The sequence below is a fragment of the Occallatibacter sp. FHG110214_02 genome, from assembly GCF_059115385.1.
Genome location: NZ_JBZYWK010000001.1, coordinates 205629 through 222433, shown reverse-complemented (window position 1 = coordinate 222433; position 16805 = coordinate 205629). Strand labels below are relative to the sequence as shown.

The window sequence follows — 16805 nt, the reverse complement described above, 5'->3', positions numbered from 1 at the left end:
AAAGGGGGAGCATATGCTCCCCCTTTGTGCGCTCAAGCAGTAGCAAAACCCTCCATACACGGACTACACTTCTCGATAATGCGCCGCCTGCCCACCATTGCAGTCTTTCTTTGCGTTGCAGCATTCCCTGCGCTCGCTCAGAACTCCGGAATCTCGCTTGATAGCACCACTGCCAATCGCTCGACCTTTGAGGATGCACAGCAACTCGCCGCCAAAGGCCGCCTCGACCAGGCGCTCAACATACTCAATCAACTGGCTGCGCAAACGCCCGTTCCCACAGGCGTTGAGCATCTTCGCGGCATGATTTATTACCAGAAAGAGCAGCTTCCGCAGGCTGCTGAGAGCTTCAAGCGGGCCGCCATGCAAGACCCCGACGACCACGAATCCATGGAGATGGCCGGTATTTCGCTCTTCCGCATGGGCCACCCTGCAGAGGCTCTGCCTTATCTTGAAAAAGCACATACGACCGTAACCAACGCCAATGTAGACCCCGAGTATGCGCTAGGGCTCTGTTATCTCGAATTGAATCGCCTTGATGAAGCGCGCCACTCCTTTGCCGCGCAGTACGGCTTTCCCGGCGATTCCGCCGCAGCGTATCTGCTGGCCGGACGCCTCTTTCTGCGGCACGACAATCGCGAAGCCGCCATTGCACAGACAAAGAAGGCGCTTGCAATCAATCCCTCACTTCCGCGTGCGCATCAGCTTCTGGGAGAAATTTCGTTGTCGCTCGGCAACGTGCCTGACGCCATCCGCGAGTTCAACGCAGAGCTTGCCGTTAACCCACTCAGCGGCGAAGTCTACGACCGCCTTGGCGATGCCTACATGCGCACCAGCCGCTATCCCGAAGCGTTGCAGGCGCTTGACCGCGCCGTGCTCCTGGAGCCCGCATCCACTGGCCCTTACATCATGCTTGGGCAAACGCTCATCAAGCTCAACCAACCCGCGCAGGCAATCCAGTACCTGTTGCGTGCAGAGAAAATGGACCCTGGCAATTCCATCACCCATAACCTGCTTGGCCAGGCATATAAAAGCCTCGGGCAGGTGGATAACTCCAACCGCGAATTTGAAAAAGTGATGGACATTCTTCATCTGGATGAAGCGAACAAGCCTTCCAACTGAACACTGCGCGCTTCGCACGGCTGTTACCGGCGCGGTGCTTGCGCTTGGCGGTGCGTTTACCCTGGGGCAGGCCGCGCCGCCTGCTGCGCAGCAAGCAATACAAGACGCGGGTGCTGCCTTTCGCGCCGGGCTTGCCGCACGGCAGGCCGGTCAGTTGGAAGAGGCGCGCGCTGACTTCGTGAAAGTGATTCAACTGGCGCCCAACATTGCGGAAGGCCACCAGGCGCTTGGCACTGTACTCATTGAACTCAACAAACCTGCGGAAGCTGTTTCTGAATTTGAAGCGGCTGCAGCACTCAAGCCCAACAACCCCGATATTGAGTCCGCGTTGGCAATTGCACTTGCGCAATCCGGCCAGAATGCGCAGGCTATTCCGCACTTTGAAGCAGCCATTCATTTCTCTTCGCAACCGCTGGACGCCACTGTTTACGACAACTACGCACGCGCTCTTGCTGCAACAGGAAAGCGTGATGAAGCGCTGCAGCAATTTCAAACAGAAGAACAAAATGCCGGGCCTCGCGCTGATCTTGATGACGCTATTGGCTCTCTTCATGCGCAGCTTCAGCATTGGGAGCAAGCTCAAGTATCCTTTGAACGCGCCATTGCGGAAGACGGCACATACGTACCAGCGCGCATCCACTTAGGCATTTTGCAACGCCGACACGGCGATGTGCCTGCGTCCCTCGTAACGCTTGAACCGCTTGCGCATCACGAGCCACCCAATGCGGAAGCACTCACCGAATATGCACGCACTCTTGCCGCGGCAGGACAGGATGAGCAGGCCGCAGCCGCTCTGCAACAGGCGCTGAAGCTTAACCCAACGCAGCCCGGTGCTGCGGGTGATCTCGCTATGTCTCTGCAGCGATTAGGCAGGCAGGAAGAAGCGATTCCGTGGTTTCAAAAAGCGCTTGAGGCCGAGCCACACAACTCCGATATCCTTGCAAATCTTGCGCTTGCCATGACGCTCACCGGCAAAGCCAAGGACGCGCTGCCTTACCTGCAACGTGCGCAGGTTGAGTCGCCGAAGAGTCCATCCATCCTGAAGAACATGGGCGTTGCGCATATCCAGCTCAACGCTTTTGATGACGCTATCAATGACTTCAAAGCAGCACTTGCGCTTGATGCCAACGACCCGCAGCTTTATTACGACCTCGGGCTTGCTTACAAGTTCAAAGACCGTCTGGATGATGCCGCAGCCGAACTGGTGCGCGCAGAGCAGCTTGATCCCTCGCTTGAAGATCCTCCCTACACGCTCGGCATTCTCTACATGCAGATGGGCAAGATGGATGAGGCCGTCGCGGAGCTTCGCAAAGTTGTGGCGCTGCAGCCGAACAACGGCAACGCGTGGTCGATTCTTGGCAGCACGCTCAAGCAGAGTAACCACCTTGATGAGGCTCGCACTGCTCTCGAAAAAGCTATACCGTTGCTTCCTAACCAACCCGGTCCGCGCATTGTGCTTGCTGGAGTTCTCGCCGAGCAAGCCGCAAACCTTTCCACACAGGCAGACGAGGCTGCATCTTCTGGCGATAATGCAAAAGCAGAGCAGCTTCGCACGCAGATGCAGAACCTGCGAACGCAGGCTGCGAACTATCGCAAAGAGGGTGCCACGCTTTCGCAAGCTGCAGTCAATCGGCAGCGCGCGAGCTTTGCGCTTAACGCAGGCAATCAATCCCTGCTGCGCGGGCAGATTGCCGAGGCGATTGCGCGTTATCAGGAATCCATTGCAGCCGACCCCAGCTTTGCTGACCCGCATACGCAGCTTGCTCTTGCTTATGATCGCCAGGGGCGCAGAGATGAGGCCACAGCCGAGCGCGCCAAAGCCATGTCACTCACGGCACAGCATTAAAAGGCAGGCTGGAGATTGACTCGCTGCAGGAGCTAAACACTCATCACTTTGATTCCGCTTTGTGTGAAAGCTCGCACTGCCTCGTCGCTTACACCGTCATCGGTAATCAAAATATCGATGTCTTCCGGTGGGCAGATTACTGCGGGGCTGGTCATGCCCACTTTGCTTGAATCGGCTACGACAATCACTTGCTTCGCTCTTCGTGCCATGGCGCGGAAGACCGCGGCTTCATCCGGCTCGATTGTCGTTGCGCCGCGCTCAACGTCAATCCCCGTGGCGCCGATAAAGACACGGTCCATTATCACTACATTCAACGACTCGATGGCCGTTGGTCCGCTTAGCGAGAATGCGCCGAGCCAACGCATGCTTCCGCCGGTCAGCGTGGTGTCGAGGCCGCTACTGGAGGCCAGCTCCATGCCGATGTTCACGGCATTGGTAATGATGTGCAAGCCGGTGCGATGCCGCAGGCTGCGCGCTACTTCGGTCGTCGTGGTGCCGGCGGTAAAGCCGATGGTCTCGTTCTCTTCCACAAGTCCCGCCGCTACTTGCGCAATGCGGAGCTTCTCCTGCGCAAAGCGGTCCTCACGCTCACGGAAGGAAGCATCAAAACGGAACGGCTCGTAGACATTTTTGCCTGCGAGCATTGCTCCGCCATGCGTGCGATGCACAAGACCGCGCTCTTCCAGCCGCACCAGGTCTCGGCGAATGCTTGCCGCAGAAGTATCGAAGAGCCTGGTCAGCTCTTCAATGGAAGTCTTCGGCTGCCGCAGAAGCAGCCGCAAAATCTCGTTCGCGCGTTGGTCTGTTTTTGAGGACATCGTCGTGCCATTCGTGCCGCTATTGGAGTTCCGTTAGCGGTCCCGTTGATTGTAATGCCCTAACCCTACACCGCAGGCACGTGCGCTGCAGCCGCCATATCCACAGCATGACGCAGGCGCGCTACGTCGCTCTCGAGCACTATATTCCGCGTATACTCCGCGGTTATGTCGTCGCCAAGATGCAACGCCGCGTTGCGATAGACCATGGGGCTAGGCACAGCGGCGCGCAGCGCTGCATGGAACTGGCTTGCGCCGGTGACTGCTGCAATCTGCGGTGCGTTGTCCGGCCTTACATTGCCGCCCACCATTACACCGATGCGGCCATTGGCGCGGCGCACCATTGCGGCGATCTTTTCCGCGCCAAGTAGGGCTGTCTTTGCGCCGCCGGAAGTGAGCACGCGGGTCGCGCCCGCTTCTATCGCTGCTTCAAGCGCTTCTTCCTGGTCGCGGGCCATATCAATGGCACGGTGAAAGGTCACATCGATTCCGTTGGCGGCCTTTACCAGCTCACGCGTACGCTGCACATCGACTGCGCCGCCCGCTGTCAGCAGACCCAGCACTACTCCGCGGGCCCCTGCTTCATGAGCAAGCCTGATATCTTCGCGCATCAGCGCAAACTCTGCATCGGAGTATAGAAAATCTCCGCTGCGTGGCCGGATGATTACGTATATACCAACCCCAACCGCCTGTACCACTGCGCGAATCATCCCCAGGCTGGGCGTAAGCCCGCCTTCACTTAGCGCGCTGCAAAGCTCAAGCCGGTTGGCTCCGCCTTTTTCCGCTGCAATTGCGTGCTCCACTGACTCGACACAGATTTCCAATTCCATAACTGCCTGCAAATTTCTGATCCCTGCTTTTGATGCTCATGAGAATCCCGGATTTTGCCGCTGCATTGCACAGCCAGCAACAAAATCCGGGTTCCAATCGCAGCACTGAATGGCACTGCGCAATTCGTGGTTCCAGTTAGAAGTTGTAGTGCAGCGAGAACTGCAGATGCCGTTCCGTCGAACGAATCTGGTTCTCCTGCGCAATATAGCCGAACGTGGAGTTGTTAATGCCCGTGTCCGGGTTGCCATAGCTCACAATGTTGAATGCGTTGAACGCATCAAACTGGAAGCCGACAGTGTGCTCGCGCCAGATATGGAAGTCCTTCATCATCGACATATCCACATCGTGGAATCCCGGCCCGCGCACCGAACCGTTGCTCGACGTGCCAAAGCTGTTTTGCGCTGGCGCGCCGAACGCGCATATTCCGTTGTCCACACCCGCAACCTGGCAAGGCTGAGCCGAAGGATCATCGCCAAACCAGTTGTTCAGCGTACGGTGCCGGATATGCAGCGGACGATACTGGTTCGCGCGCTCCGTGCCATAACTGTTCGTGTTGCTGCTCACGTTTGTGGTCAGCGTCTGTGGGAAGCCGGTATACAGCATGCCTACTGCTGATAGCCGCCAACCGCCCAGCGCCTCATCGAGCACGCGGTTCATGTTGCCGAAGTACTTCTTTCCGCGTCCCAGCGGAAGCGAGTACACTGCCGTGCCGCTGAAGTTGTGCTTGATGTCATAGCCCGCCGGACCGTCATCCGCCGCGCTGTCATAGTAGTTCTGGAACGCACCCGAGTAGCCGTTCACGTTCAGCGAGTAGTTGCCAAGGCTGTTCGTCATCGCCTTGCCATACGTGTAATTGATGGTGTACTCAAGTCCGCTGTTCGACTGGCGCTGACGCAGAATCACTTGCAGCGCGTTGTAGTTCATCATGGCGCGCGACTCGGTCACCAGCAACGGATTGTTGCAGATTGCCGTCGCAGCCGCCGTCTGGCAACCGATGTATTGGTTGTTGTAGAACGGAGCCGAAGTCGGGTCGCCCGGAATTTTGTACTGGTTGATGTTGCCATAGTCTTCAATGTGCTGGCCACTCTCACCGACGTATCCAGCCTGCAGTGAAAGCAGAGAGGTCAGTGCATACTCCAGCGTCAGGTTGTAGTTGTGAATGAACGCCGGCTGCATATTCTGCGGATATACGTTGTACGTGCCGCCCGCCTGTGCCGACTGGCTGAACGCATTCGCGGTCGTCAGCGGCGTGGTGATGTTCCCAACCGTAGGCTGGTTCACATTTACATCCATCGCCTGAATGAACGGCGTAATTGAAGTCAGGCGCTGGTTTGCCGAGTTTCCTTCAAAGAAGCTCGTAGCCGAGTATCCGCCGCGAACCACAAAGCGGTTGTTCACCTGCCATGCAAAGCCAAAGCGAGGCATGAACTGGTGGAGGCTCCAGTTGTAGCAGCCGCTGTTTTTGCAGAGGCCCGAGCCGGCCGGAGCGCCCGCTGGAACCGCATGCGCGTAGATAACCTGTCCAGTTGCTTCGTCGATGTTGCCCGTCTTGTTGTTCTCTTCCGCCCAGGGCTGGTCCAGCTCATAGCGGAAACCATAATTCAGCGTGAGGTTTGGCGTCAGCTTAAAGTCGTCGTTGACATAGAAGCCCGTGCGCCACTGGCGCTGTCCTACGTTCACGCTGGCAAACGTAACTGCCGCTTCGGAAACACGGTCCAGCAGGAAGTCCGCGCCGCCGTAACCGGAGTTGGTATTTGCGCCCGTCAGATCAGCAGTGAATTGCCCCTTGTACTTGAGCTGGCCAAGGTAGCCGTTGTTGTTCGCCGTGGGATAGTTGTTCTGATAACGCAATGCGGAGATGCCGAAGGTCAGATAATGACGGCCCTTCTGCCAGCTCAACGCGTCGATGTAGCTGTAGGTGTTGTCAACCAACCCGCCGCCGTACACCGGGTTGCCGCCCGCAAACAAGCCGCCGCTAATGCTCTGGCCAGAGTAGCCCGGCAGGTCCTGGTTCGGGAACGTAATGCCCACTTTCTGGTTGCCCGTATCGCCAAACTGCCCCGTCGAATCCACCGAGAAGTTCTGCGCCCATACTGTACGAGTAAAGCCAATGCGCGCTGAGTTCACCAGAGAGGGAGAGAACGTGTGCACCCAGTTCGCACCCGTCAGCTTCGTCGGATAAAGATTCGGTCCAGTGAAGCTGATTGCCAGCACCGGCGTGCTGCCGTCATATGCGGTTGACATCGAGTAGAAGCCCGTCAGCTTATCGCGCGAGTTCATGTCGTACTCAAGCTTGATGTCGCCCTGGTTGTTCGCCTTGTAATTCCGCTGCGGTCCAACGTAGTTCTGGTTGGCAATATTATCGGTTGGCGCAATATTCGCCTTCGGATACAAGTCCGGATTCGAGAGCAGGAATTTCGCCACCGGGTTCAGAATCTGCACACCCTTGTTGTCTGCATAAGGCTTGTTGCCGTTTAACGGATCATAAAGCTGGATGTTATTGCCATTCGTCAGCAACTCCGAAAAGTCGCCGTCGCGCATGCGGTCCGTGAGTACGCTTTCATAAGCATCGCCGCCCGTGTGCCAGCGGTTGCCAAGGTAATCCACGAAGAAAAACAGCTTGTTGTGAAAGATCGGGCCGCCCAGCGTGCCGCCAAACTGGTCCTGCGAGAAAGGATTGGTCGGATTAACCACCGCGTGGTTTCCGTTCTGCCATGAGTTGGCATTCAGACGGTAGTCCTGCACGTAGCCAAATGCCGAGCCATGAAAGTGATTTGTACCGCTCTTCAGCACGCTCACCACGCCCGCACCGTTCACGTTGCCGAACTCAGCAGGCGTGTTCGCCGTCAGTACGCGCACCTCTGCCAGCGCCTGCGGCGAGGGTGTATACGAGATCAGGTTGTTGAAGGTCTCGTTCATATCGATACCTTCAAGCGTGTAGTTGTTCGCCTGTGCTCGGTTGCCGTTCATGTTCACGGAATCACTGTTGTACGTGCTGCGCTCAATCACGTTAGTGCCCGTGTTGCCATAAGTGCTGGCCGCGCCCGGCGTGTATAGTGTCAGCGCGCTGAAATCGAGGCCGTTCAGTGGAAAATTCTTGATCGTGTTTTCTGTAAATGTGCCGCTCAGCGTGTAGTCGTCGGTGTGCAGAATCGGCGCAAAGGCGGAGACCTCAACCGACGTATTCGAGCCTTGCACCGCCAGCTTCACATTGAACGTAACGGTCTGCAGCGTTTCCAGCGAGAACTCCGGAATCGCCTGAGAGTTGAAGCCGGGAGCATCCACATTAACCGTGTAGCGGCCAATCGGCAGGTAGTCGATGTGGTAAGCGCCGGTTCCGTTCGCCGTTGTGGGCGTGTCCACTCCGGTTGCTACGTTGTGCGCCGTTACGTGCGCTCCGGCCACCACTGCGCCGCTCGGGTCGGTCACGGTGCCCGTAATCGCGCCCGTCACACTCTGCGACCATGCCGAAGGCAGGCAAAGCAAGAGCATTGCAACCACTCCTACCGCAGCCTCAACAAGCCTCTTTCTACAAATCTGTTTCATCGCTAGCCTCACTGGTTCAGATTCTCGAATGTTGTTTGTACTGGTAAATCGCATTACAGCTTCATCAATGAAGAAAATTACGTGAACATCGATAGGGTTGTCCATAGAAAATGAGCATATTTTTCAAAAAAGTGTCCATATTGTGCATTTACTAGGGCACTTAAATGCACGTTTATTTCATTTTCAGAATTCTCCTGAAAGTGCATCTTCCATTTCCCATAGCTCGGGGCCGCACAGCTCTTAAGAAGTCCCTTGATGTGACGAAGCCTATAATCAGAGGCACGGACCCGCGCATCCCCGCGCAATCAAGCCCGTTTCCCACTTTTTTGGAGGCATTTGCCGTGTTTTTCTCTCGGTCTTACCGCGTGCTGGCAGTTTTTGCGCTGGCATCCACTTTTTTGCCGATGCATGCCCCGGCCCAGGCATCCGCTCAGACGCCCGACCTGCATCAGCAGCTCGACCAGCTCTTCAACAAGGGAGCCTTCGCCTCCAAAAGCGTGCAGTTCGACTTCCAGAATGGCGGTGAGATTTACACCGTTCTTGAGCCCACCGCTGACAAAAAGAGCGAGGACATTGCCGCCTATGACACGGCAACCGGCAAGCGCTCCGTTCTTGTCCCAGCCGCAGCGCTTATTCCGTCTGATGCAAAAGAGCCGCTTCGCGTTGACTCCTATTCGTGGTCGCCGGACAAGAAGAAGCTGCTCATCTTTACCAACTCCAAGCGCGTGTGGCGTGAAAATACCCGCGGCGATTACTGGATTCTCGACTCAGGCGCGCACCGCCTCTTCAAACTCGGCGGGAATGCGCCAGAGTCCTCGCTGATGTTTGCCACCATCTCGCCCGACAGCACGAAGGCCGCATGGGTGCAGCAGAACAACCTCTACGTGGAAGACCTGGCGACGGAAAAGATTACGCAGCTCACCACGGACGGCTCGGCGGACATTATTAACGGCACATCCGACTGGGTGAATGAGGAAGAGCTCGACCTGCGCAACTGCTTCCGCTGGGCGCCTGACTCCAAGTCCATCGCCTACTGGCAGTTCGACCAATCGGGCGTTGGCGAGTACACGCTTATCAATGACACTCGCGCGGAGTACCCTGAAACATTCAAGTACAAGTACCCGCAACCCGGCACCACGAACGCTGCTGTGCGGGCGGGCGTTGTTTCTGTCACTGGCGGACCGACTACGTGGGTGAAGCTGGAAGGCGATCCGCGCCAGCATTACATTGCCCGCATGGAGTGGGCCGGCAACGGGCAGGAAGTGCTTGTCGAATATCTCGACCGGCTGCAGCAGGACTCCAAGCTGATGCTTGCCAACGCCGCCACCGGCGATGCGAAGCTCTTTTTTGAAGACACCGACAAGGCGTGGGTGGATATTGTTCCGCTGGACTGGATTCACTCAGGCAGCACCGGCGAGCCGGACCTGCTTTGGGTAAGCGAGCGCGACGGATGGCGGCATGCGTACCGTGTGAATCGCAAAACCGGCGAGGCCACGCTCATTACACACTTTGAGGGCGATGTTGTGGAAGTTGTCTCCATTGATGACGACCACGGCTGGCTCTACTTCCTTGCTTCGCCCAATGATCCGGTGCGGCAGTATCTTTATCGCGCTCATCTTGACGGCTCGGGCACGCCGGAGCGCGTTACGCCTGCGGACGAGTCCGGCTGGCACAACTACCGCATCACGGAAAACGGCAAGTTTGCGCTGCATGTTTACAACAGCTATCTGCAGCCTAACCGCTTTGAGATTATCTCGCTGCCAGAGCACAAGTCGCTTCGCGTGCTGGAAGACAACGCCGCACTCGCCGCGAAAGTTAAGCCGATTCTCACCAAGCCTGAGTTCCTGAAGGTTCCGGTTGGCAACGGTGTCGTTCTCGACGGCAGGATGATTCTGCCGCCCAACTTCGACCCCACGAAGAAATATCCCGTGTTTACGCAGGTCTACGGCGAACCCGCCGGTGCCACCGCTCGCGACTCATGGGGCGGCAACGGCGCGCTCTTCCATCAGTTCCTCGCGGAGCAGGGCTACATCATCCTGACGTTTGATAACCAGGGCACGCCTGCGCCGAAGGGCCGCGAGTGGCGCAAGTCCGTTTACGGAGCCATCGGCTTAGCGGCTTCGGCACAGCAGGCGGCGGCTATCCAGTGGCTTGCCTCGCAGCGCAGCTATATTGACACTTCGCGCATGGCTATATGGGGCTGGTCGGGCGGCGGCTCGCAAACGCTGAATGTCATGTTCCGCTATCCCAATGTCTATTCAACGGGCATTGCTGTGGCTCCCGTGGCTGATGAAACCCATTACGACTCCATCTACCAGGAGCGCTACATGGGCCTGCCGCAGGAAAACAAGAAGGGCTACCATGACGGCTCGCCCATTACCTTTGCCAACGGGCTTAAAGGCCACTTGCTCATCGTTCACGGCTCTGGTGATGATAACGTTCACTACCAGGGCACGGAACTGCTGCTCAACAAGCTCATTGAGCTGGGCAAGCCCTTCGACTTCATGGATTATCCCAACCGGACGCATGGGATTTATGAAGGGAAAGGCACGTCGCTGCATGTTTACAGCTTGATTGCGCGATATCTGATGGACCACGTTCCACCGGGTGCAAGATAAAACTCAAGCAAATACAAAAGGCCCGCATCTCGTTACGAGATGCGGGCCTTTTGTATTTGTTTTCTACTCCCTATTCCCTACTCCCTGCCCTTACGGTATCTCCGCATCCGCAGTCGTCGGTCCCGGCAGTGGCACAAGCCACTCGCGGAATCCCCTGCAAATCCTTCACAAACCAGACTCGCCCGAAATCACTCTCGGCAAGCAGGGAGCGGATGGCGTCACTTTGCCCGTAGCCAATCTCCATTACCAGCGCGCCGCCGGACATAAGCCGTTCATGCGCGGCAGGAATCAGCCGTTTGTAAATATCGAGACCGTCAGCACCGGCAAACAAGGCCAGCGAAGGCTCAAACTCACGGACCTCCACGCTGAGCGAATCTTTATCGGCCAGCGGAACATACGGCGGATTGGAGACCACAATCTCAAAGCGCTCGCGCCCAACAGGAGCCAGCAAATCACCCTGCAAAAATCGAATGCGGTCCGATATGCCATTGCGCGAAGCGTTCTCACGGGCAATAGCCAGCGCCTTTTCTGATATGTCGATGGAGGTAATCTGCGCAGACGGCAGCTTTGACGCAAGCGCCACAGGAATGGCTCCTGAGCCTGAGCCAATGTCCACGATGCGTGGCTGCTTCCACTCCGCAGCCAGCCGAATCGCTTCTTCGACAAGATGCTCCGTCTCCGGACGCGGAATCAGCACGTCAGGAGTGACGCGAAACGGCAGTCCAAAGAACTCCGTTTCGCCAGTGATGTATTGGATAGGCTCGCCAGCGACGCGTCTCGCAACAAGCGCAGCATAACGCGCCGCATTCTCGTCACTCAGCGCATCGGAGCCATGCGTCATCAGCCATGCGCGGTTTACGCCAAGCACATGCAGCAACAGTACATCCGCATCCAGCCGTGCCCGCTCCGCATGAGGCCCAGCCGCAAGCCGCGCCGCGGCCTCTGCAATTGCGCTTGCAACCGTCACCGTCACGCTGCCTGCGAAGTTTCGGCCTTCAACTGCTCTGCCTGGTAATGTGCCACCAGCGCATCCACAATCGACTGCAGACGGCCTTCCATAATCAGGTCAAGCTGGTGCAGCGTCAGGCCAATGCGATGGTCGGTGAGGCGGTTCTGCGGGAAGTTGTAAGTGCGAATCTTCTCGCTGCGGTCACCGCTGCCAACCTGCGACTTACGCGCCGCCGCCAGCTCCGCATTCTGCCGATCCTGCTCCACTTCATACAGTCGGGCGCGAAGAACACGCATGGCTTTTTCGCGGTTCTTGATCTGCGATTTTTCGTCCTGGCAGCTCACCACGGTATTCGTCGGCAGGTGCGTAATGCGAACCGCCGAATACGTAGTATTCACCGACTGCCCACCGGGGCCTGAAGAGCAGAAGGTATCGATGCGGATATCCTTCGCTTCAATCTTGATGTCCACATCTTCCGCTTCCGGAAGCACGGCAACTGTAATCGCCGAAGTATGCACGCGGCCCTGCGTTTCCGTTGCCGGAACGCGCTGCACGCGATGCACGCCGCTCTCGTACTTCAAGTGCGAGTAGACGCGGTCGCCTTCAATGATCGCGATGACTTCCTTGTACCCGCCCACGGCAGACTCGGAGAGGTCCATCACTTCCACCTTCCAGCGGTGCTGCTCGGCAAAGCGCGTGTACATGCGAAAGACCTCGGCGGCAAACAGAGAAGCCTCATCGCCGCCCGTGCCCGCGCGAATTTCGAGAACCACGTTCTTCTCGTCATTCGGGTCCTTGGGCAACAGCAGAATCTTGATCTCATCTTCCAGCGCGGCGACCTTCGGCTCCAGCGCGGCAATCTCTTCCTCGGCCATCGCCTTGATATCCGGGTCGGTCTCTTCGAGCATCACCTTCGCATCGGCAAGCCCGGTGCGCGCCTGCTTCAGCTCGCGATACTTCTCGACCGTCTCTTCAAGCTCGCGAATTGCCTTCGCGGTCTTCTGATATTTCTCGTGGTCGTTCAAAACTTCAGGCAGCGCAAACTGCGCCTGCAGCTCGCTATAACGCTGCTCCATCTGTTCCAGCCTGTCCTGCATGGCAAACACTCCATACTGCGTATCGCAGCTTTTCTGGATTGATTTTTGGGAAAAGTAAAAAAGAGCGCAAAAGCAGTATCGGCGGCGGGAGCCGCTAGAGGAGCGCCGAGATGGGCTGGTGAAGAACCATTCCGTTTCTTATTTTACCGCGAAAGCTAAAATCCCGCTAAATAAGGTAGGCCGGGGATTTATCCCCGGCACCAATTCAGCTCAACAAGTGGAGCCTTTAGGCCCTGAGGTGTACCTTGCCTCAATCTGCAGTTCGCTGCTCATCTTCGCCCCCAAGCTTGATTTCCCCTTCTGCTACTTTACGCAACCACTCGCGAATGTAGTCATTCAACGTCATCCCGCGAGTCGCTGCGTAGATGCGACCGCGCCGAATCAATTCTTCATCCAGCCTAAGAGTCAGCCTCGTCTTTGCCATACCAACCCTATCGGCAACGCTCGTGTATGTAACAGGAACTACTTCGCCTCAAAAACACTCTACCTGGTCGCACTGGTTCATCAGCGGAATCTGCAGATTGGAGTCGTGCTCCGTGTCGGAATAGACGGTAATTGTGGCCGGCTTATAGTCCGTCGGCTTGGCGGTCATGATGTTCGGCGCAAAGGTCTGCGGATTGCGGTCATAGAGCGGGAACCACGAGCTCTGCACTTCCACAATCAAGGTATGCCCGGCCTTGAAGACATGGTCCACGTCATGCAGGCTGAACTTGTACTCGCGCACCGCGTCGGCCTTGATGGCACGCGGCTTGTCGAAGCCATCCAGGTAGCGGCCACGGAAGATTTCCATGTTCGTCATCAACTGGTAGCCGTGCATCTTCGAGTCCGGGTCGTTGTCGGGATACTGGTCAATCAGCTTCACCACCATGTCATTGTCGGTGCCGGTCGTGGCGGCAAAAATGTCCACAAGGACCTCGCCGGTAACCACTGCGTCTTTCTTGAGCGGCATCTTCCAGACCGCCACATCCTTGCGGTCGCTCACAAAGCGCTGGTCTTCGGTCATCCAGTTGTACCACTCGGAACCCTCGCCATAGGTCGGCTGAATCGGACGGTGGCGGTACGGAACCGGGTTCTTCGGGTCGCTCACATAGCTCAGCTTGGTGGCGGCTTTCACATCGCTCCAGCTCAGCTTGCCGTCGCCCAGCAGGTGCAGCGCCGTGGGCTGCGAGCCCTCCGGAGGAAAGTGCTTGTAGCGCTTCCACACATTGCTGCCGGTCTGGAAGCTCGCCGTGTCTTCCAAGTCAAAACCTGAAGCATCCTTCAGATAGTGTGCGAAGAACTTGGCCTCGATATCGCGCCGGAACTCCTTGCCGATGGGTGCGCCGTACTCCACATTGCCGAGATGCCGAGCATCGCTTGCCCATGAACCGTGCCGCCACGGACCCAGCACCAGGAAGTTCTCGCTCTTCTCATCATGCGGCTCCAGAGAGGAATACTCCTCCTGCGGCCCCCACATATCTTCCTGGTCGTAGTAGCCGCCCACGGAAAGCGTCGGCACGGTGACTTTTGTCAGCCAGTGCTCCACGCCACGCGAAGACCAGTACGAGTCATATGCGGGATGCTCAAGGAACAGCTTCCACGTGGGCAGCAGCTTGGAGCCCGACTGCTTCACATCCTGCTCAAAGCTTCCGCGCTCCAGAAAATACTCATAGCCATCGCGAGGCTTACCGCTTGCGTCCTTGCCGTAGCTGACCTCGGTGTTTTCCTTGCTCGACTCCATCATCAGCGAGTAGTCGTAGCCGTACGACTGCCGGAAAGCGCCGTTGTGGAAGAAGTCATCGCCCATCCACACGTCAATCATGGGGGCCTGCGGCGAAATCGCCTTCACCGCCGGATGCGGATCAATGCCAGCGGCCATCGACAGGAAGCCCGGATAGCTGGTGCCCAGGAAACCGGCGCGGCCATTGTTTCCGGCCACATTCTTCACCAGCCAATCGACGGTGTCGTAGGTGTCGGTGCTCTCATCCACGCTCTTCGGGTCTTTGTGGTCTGTCTGCATCGGGCGGCTCATCACAAACTCGCCTTCGCTCTTGTAGCGTCCGCGAATATCCCCGCAAACGTAGATGTAGCCCTCACGCGCCAGCTCCGGACGCCCACCAAAAAACGAGGCCCGGCTGGTGTATTCGCAGCCATAGGGAGTCCGCTGAATCAGGAACGGCAGCGGCGTTGTAATATCACTCGGCTTCAGAATCACGACGTGCAGCTTTACGCCGTCGCGCACCGGAATCATCACTTCCGACCGTACGTAGTCATGGAAAACATGCTTCACCGGCTCGCCAACGCGCTGGTAGGACGACTCGGCCTTGCCGTCCTCACCGATAACCGTCAGCGTCTCGCCGTTTGCGCCCGGCTCAAAGCGAAGACGATTCTTGCTATGCTCCGGCAAGAACTCCGTCGCAGAAAACGCCTTCAGGCTCGTAGGCACGCCGCGCTCCGACTCCACTACCAGCTTGCCGTCCTGCACATAAAAGGAGCGGAGGTCTTCCGGGTCCGCCGTATTCTTGTACTCGCCCGCCACGGCTGGCGAAGGCGCAATCTCCTGCGCTGCCAACGGCATAACCAGCGCGCCACCCATCAGCAACGCAAAGCCAACAAACCCAGTACACACGCGAGCACGAATCAAAGCAGCCTCCGAACCAGTTTTTCAAACTCAAAAAGAATTGGTTTGATTGTAAACAGCCACCCGCAAACGGCGGACAGCAAAACCCGGGCCGCAGCCCCTTTCTCATCTGTTCTTTATCCCGTCATTTGACAGGCTCTTTTATCATTAGAGCCATTGATGCGCCTCTGCCCTAAACTCCACACAGCCTGCCTGCTGCTGACCACGGGACTTTTTCCCGCAGCCGCACACGCAGCCGCGCCCAACCCGGCGGTGCATATGCGCTTCGAGCCCCCTGCGCAGGAGACCGGCTTTCTCAACCGCCGCATCGAGTTCCGCGGAACCACCTACAAATTTCAGGTTTACCTTCCCGAAGAGTTCCGCCGCGACGACCGCAAGCCCTGGCCCATCATCCTCTTTCTGCACGGACGCGGCGAGCGCGGCGCGGAAGGCATGTGGCAGACGCAGAACGGCCTTCCGGTGCAGGTTCGCGATCATCCCGAGCGCTGGCCGTTCATCATCGTCATACCACAGTGCACCTTTCCCAACTTCTGGACCGACCCCGAGATGCTGGCCATGGCCATTGCCACGCTCGACCAGGAGCAGGTGGAGTTCCACGCCGACCCCGACCGCACTTATCTGACAGGTCTTTCCATGGGCGGCTACGGCGCATGGGAGCTGGCAAAGATGTACCCCAAGCGCTGGGCCGCTATCGCCATCATGTCCGGCGGCATCTTCTGGTCTTATGCGCCGGAGCGCTGGCAGGAGTCCGCTACGCTGCCTGCTGAATACGTACGCCCGCTTGGCCGCACGCCCATCTGGCTCTTCCATGGTTCGGATGACACCACTGTTCCTGAAAAGGAATCCGAACTGATGTACTCCGCGCTCAAGGCCAACAACGGCAACGTCCGCCTGTGGGTCTACCAGGGTTACAAGCACGACTCCTGGACCCGCGCCTACAACGAGCCCGAGTTGCCCCACTGGCTGCTGACCAACCGCCTCAGCACTCCCGACCCCGTCTTTACCGAGCGGCAAGTCCTGCAGCCGCATCCCGCTCCTATCAAGCTACCGCCCGCGGTCGTTGACTCCATCCTTGGTGAATACCACGACGCCAACGGCCACCTTGCCGCCACTCTCTACCGCCAGGGCGACCAGCTCTTCCAGAAGGACTCCCACGGCGACATCTCCGCCCTCGAACCCGAGTCCGCCAACACGTTCTTCTATCCGCAGGGCGGCGTCTGGACGCGCCTCATCGTGGAGCGCGACACACAAAACCGCGTCACCGGCCTCGTTTACCGCGACGACCGCCATGAAGAGCACTGGGAACGCAAACAGCGCCCCACGCTGGCGAGGAAGAACTAGCTCTCAGTATTTTTTGTGGATGA

General features: G+C 57.7%; 11 protein-coding genes. 4 read left to right on the top strand and 7 right to left on the bottom strand.

The features are described 5' to 3' along the window. The first annotated feature begins 78 nt into the window (after nt 1-78). Together AC5S3R_RS00900 and AC5S3R_RS00895 are read left to right on the top strand one after the other, a co-directional pair. Nucleotides 79-1119, top strand: coding sequence for a tetratricopeptide repeat protein (locus AC5S3R_RS00900; RefSeq protein WP_494264722.1), 1041 nt, complete (start codon nt 79-81; stop codon nt 1117-1119). Continuing rightward, nucleotides 1094-2965, top strand: coding sequence for a tetratricopeptide repeat protein (locus tag AC5S3R_RS00895; RefSeq protein ID WP_494264721.1), 1872 nt, complete (start codon nt 1094-1096; stop codon nt 2963-2965). The genes AC5S3R_RS00900 and AC5S3R_RS00895 overlap by 26 nt, the downstream gene beginning before the upstream one ends. Nucleotides 2966-2997: 32 nt before the next feature. On the opposite strand, the gene AC5S3R_RS00890 is transcribed toward AC5S3R_RS00895, so the two are convergent. The 3 genes from AC5S3R_RS00890 to AC5S3R_RS00880 form a co-directional block, all read right to left on the bottom strand. After that, nucleotides 2998-3783: a DeoR/GlpR family DNA-binding transcription regulator gene (locus tag AC5S3R_RS00890; protein ID WP_494264720.1), complete on the bottom strand. Its 786-nt coding sequence runs from the start codon at nt 3781-3783 to the stop codon at nt 2998-3000. Between the two features lie 65 nt (nt 3784-3848). Next, nucleotides 3849-4610, bottom strand: coding sequence for a copper homeostasis protein CutC (locus AC5S3R_RS00885; RefSeq protein WP_494264719.1), 762 nt, complete (start codon nt 4608-4610; stop codon nt 3849-3851). 136 nt (nt 4611-4746) lie between these two features. Beyond that, on the bottom strand, nt 4747-8103 hold the full coding sequence (locus tag AC5S3R_RS00880) for a TonB-dependent receptor (RefSeq protein ID WP_494264718.1): 3357 nt from the start codon (nt 8101-8103) through the stop codon (nt 4747-4749). 395 nt (nt 8104-8498) lie between these two features. Between AC5S3R_RS00880 and AC5S3R_RS00875 the strand changes: the two genes are divergently transcribed. Then, nucleotides 8499-10775 carry a S9 family peptidase gene (locus AC5S3R_RS00875; protein ID WP_494264717.1) on the top strand — a complete coding sequence of 759 codons (2277 nt, stop codon included), beginning with the start codon at nt 8499-8501 and terminating at the stop codon, nt 10773-10775. Nucleotides 10776-10845: 70 nt separating this feature from the next. On the opposite strand, the gene prmC is transcribed toward AC5S3R_RS00875, so the two are convergent. The 4 genes from prmC to AC5S3R_RS00855 all read right to left on the bottom strand — a co-directional run bounded on the left by prmC (nt 10846) and on the right by AC5S3R_RS00855 (nt 15444). Continuing rightward, on the bottom strand, nt 10846-11742 hold the full coding sequence (gene prmC / locus AC5S3R_RS00870) for a peptide chain release factor N(5)-glutamine methyltransferase (protein ID WP_494264716.1): 897 nt from the start codon (nt 11740-11742) through the stop codon (nt 10846-10848). A 2-nt stretch (nt 11743-11744) separates the two neighbouring features. Next, nucleotides 11745-12821, bottom strand: a complete 1077-nt coding sequence (gene prfA, locus AC5S3R_RS00865) for a peptide chain release factor 1 (RefSeq protein ID WP_494264715.1) — start codon at nt 12819-12821, stop codon at nt 11745-11747. 250 nt (nt 12822-13071) lie between these two features. Further along, nucleotides 13072-13245 (bottom strand): DUF6364 family protein, encoded by a 174-nt coding sequence (locus AC5S3R_RS00860; RefSeq protein WP_494264714.1) that lies wholly within the window; start codon nt 13243-13245, stop codon nt 13072-13074. Between the two features lie 48 nt (nt 13246-13293). After that, a complete protein-coding gene (locus AC5S3R_RS00855; RefSeq protein WP_494264713.1) occupies nt 13294-15444 on the bottom strand; it encodes a CocE/NonD family hydrolase in 2151 nt (716 codons plus the stop codon). A gap of 156 nt (nt 15445-15600) precedes the next feature. Between AC5S3R_RS00855 and AC5S3R_RS00850 the strand changes: the two genes are divergently transcribed. Continuing rightward, nucleotides 15601-16782 carry a carboxylesterase family protein gene (locus tag AC5S3R_RS00850; RefSeq protein WP_494264712.1) on the top strand — a complete coding sequence of 394 codons (1182 nt, stop codon included), beginning with the start codon at nt 15601-15603 and terminating at the stop codon, nt 16780-16782. The last annotated feature ends 23 nt before the right edge of the window (nt 16783-16805 follow it).

Excerpts from the sequence above, each read along its gene's own strand:
- AC5S3R_RS00900 (WP_494264722.1), top strand. The coding sequence starts at position 79 with ATGCGCCGCCTGCCCACCATTGCAGTCTTTCTTTGCGTTGCAGCATTC.
- AC5S3R_RS00895 (WP_494264721.1), top strand. The coding sequence starts at position 1,094 with ATGAAGCGAACAAGCCTTCCAACTGAACACTGCGCGCTTCGCACGGCT.
- AC5S3R_RS00890 (WP_494264720.1), bottom strand. The coding sequence starts at position 3,783 with ATGTCCTCAAAAACAGACCAACGCGCGAACGAGATTTTGCGGCTGCTT.
- AC5S3R_RS00885 (WP_494264719.1), bottom strand. The coding sequence starts at position 4,610 with ATGGAATTGGAAATCTGTGTCGAGTCAGTGGAGCACGCAATTGCAGCG.
- AC5S3R_RS00880 (WP_494264718.1), bottom strand. The coding sequence starts at position 8,103 with ATGCTCTTGCTTTGCCTGCCTTCGGCATGGTCGCAGAGTGTGACGGGC.
- prfA (WP_494264715.1), bottom strand. The coding sequence starts at position 12,821 with ATGCAGGACAGGCTGGAACAGATGGAGCAGCGTTATAGCGAGCTGCAG.
- AC5S3R_RS00860 (WP_494264714.1), bottom strand. The coding sequence starts at position 13,245 with ATGGCAAAGACGAGGCTGACTCTTAGGCTGGATGAAGAATTGATTCGG.
- AC5S3R_RS00850 (WP_494264712.1), top strand. The coding sequence starts at position 15,601 with ATGCGCCTCTGCCCTAAACTCCACACAGCCTGCCTGCTGCTGACCACG.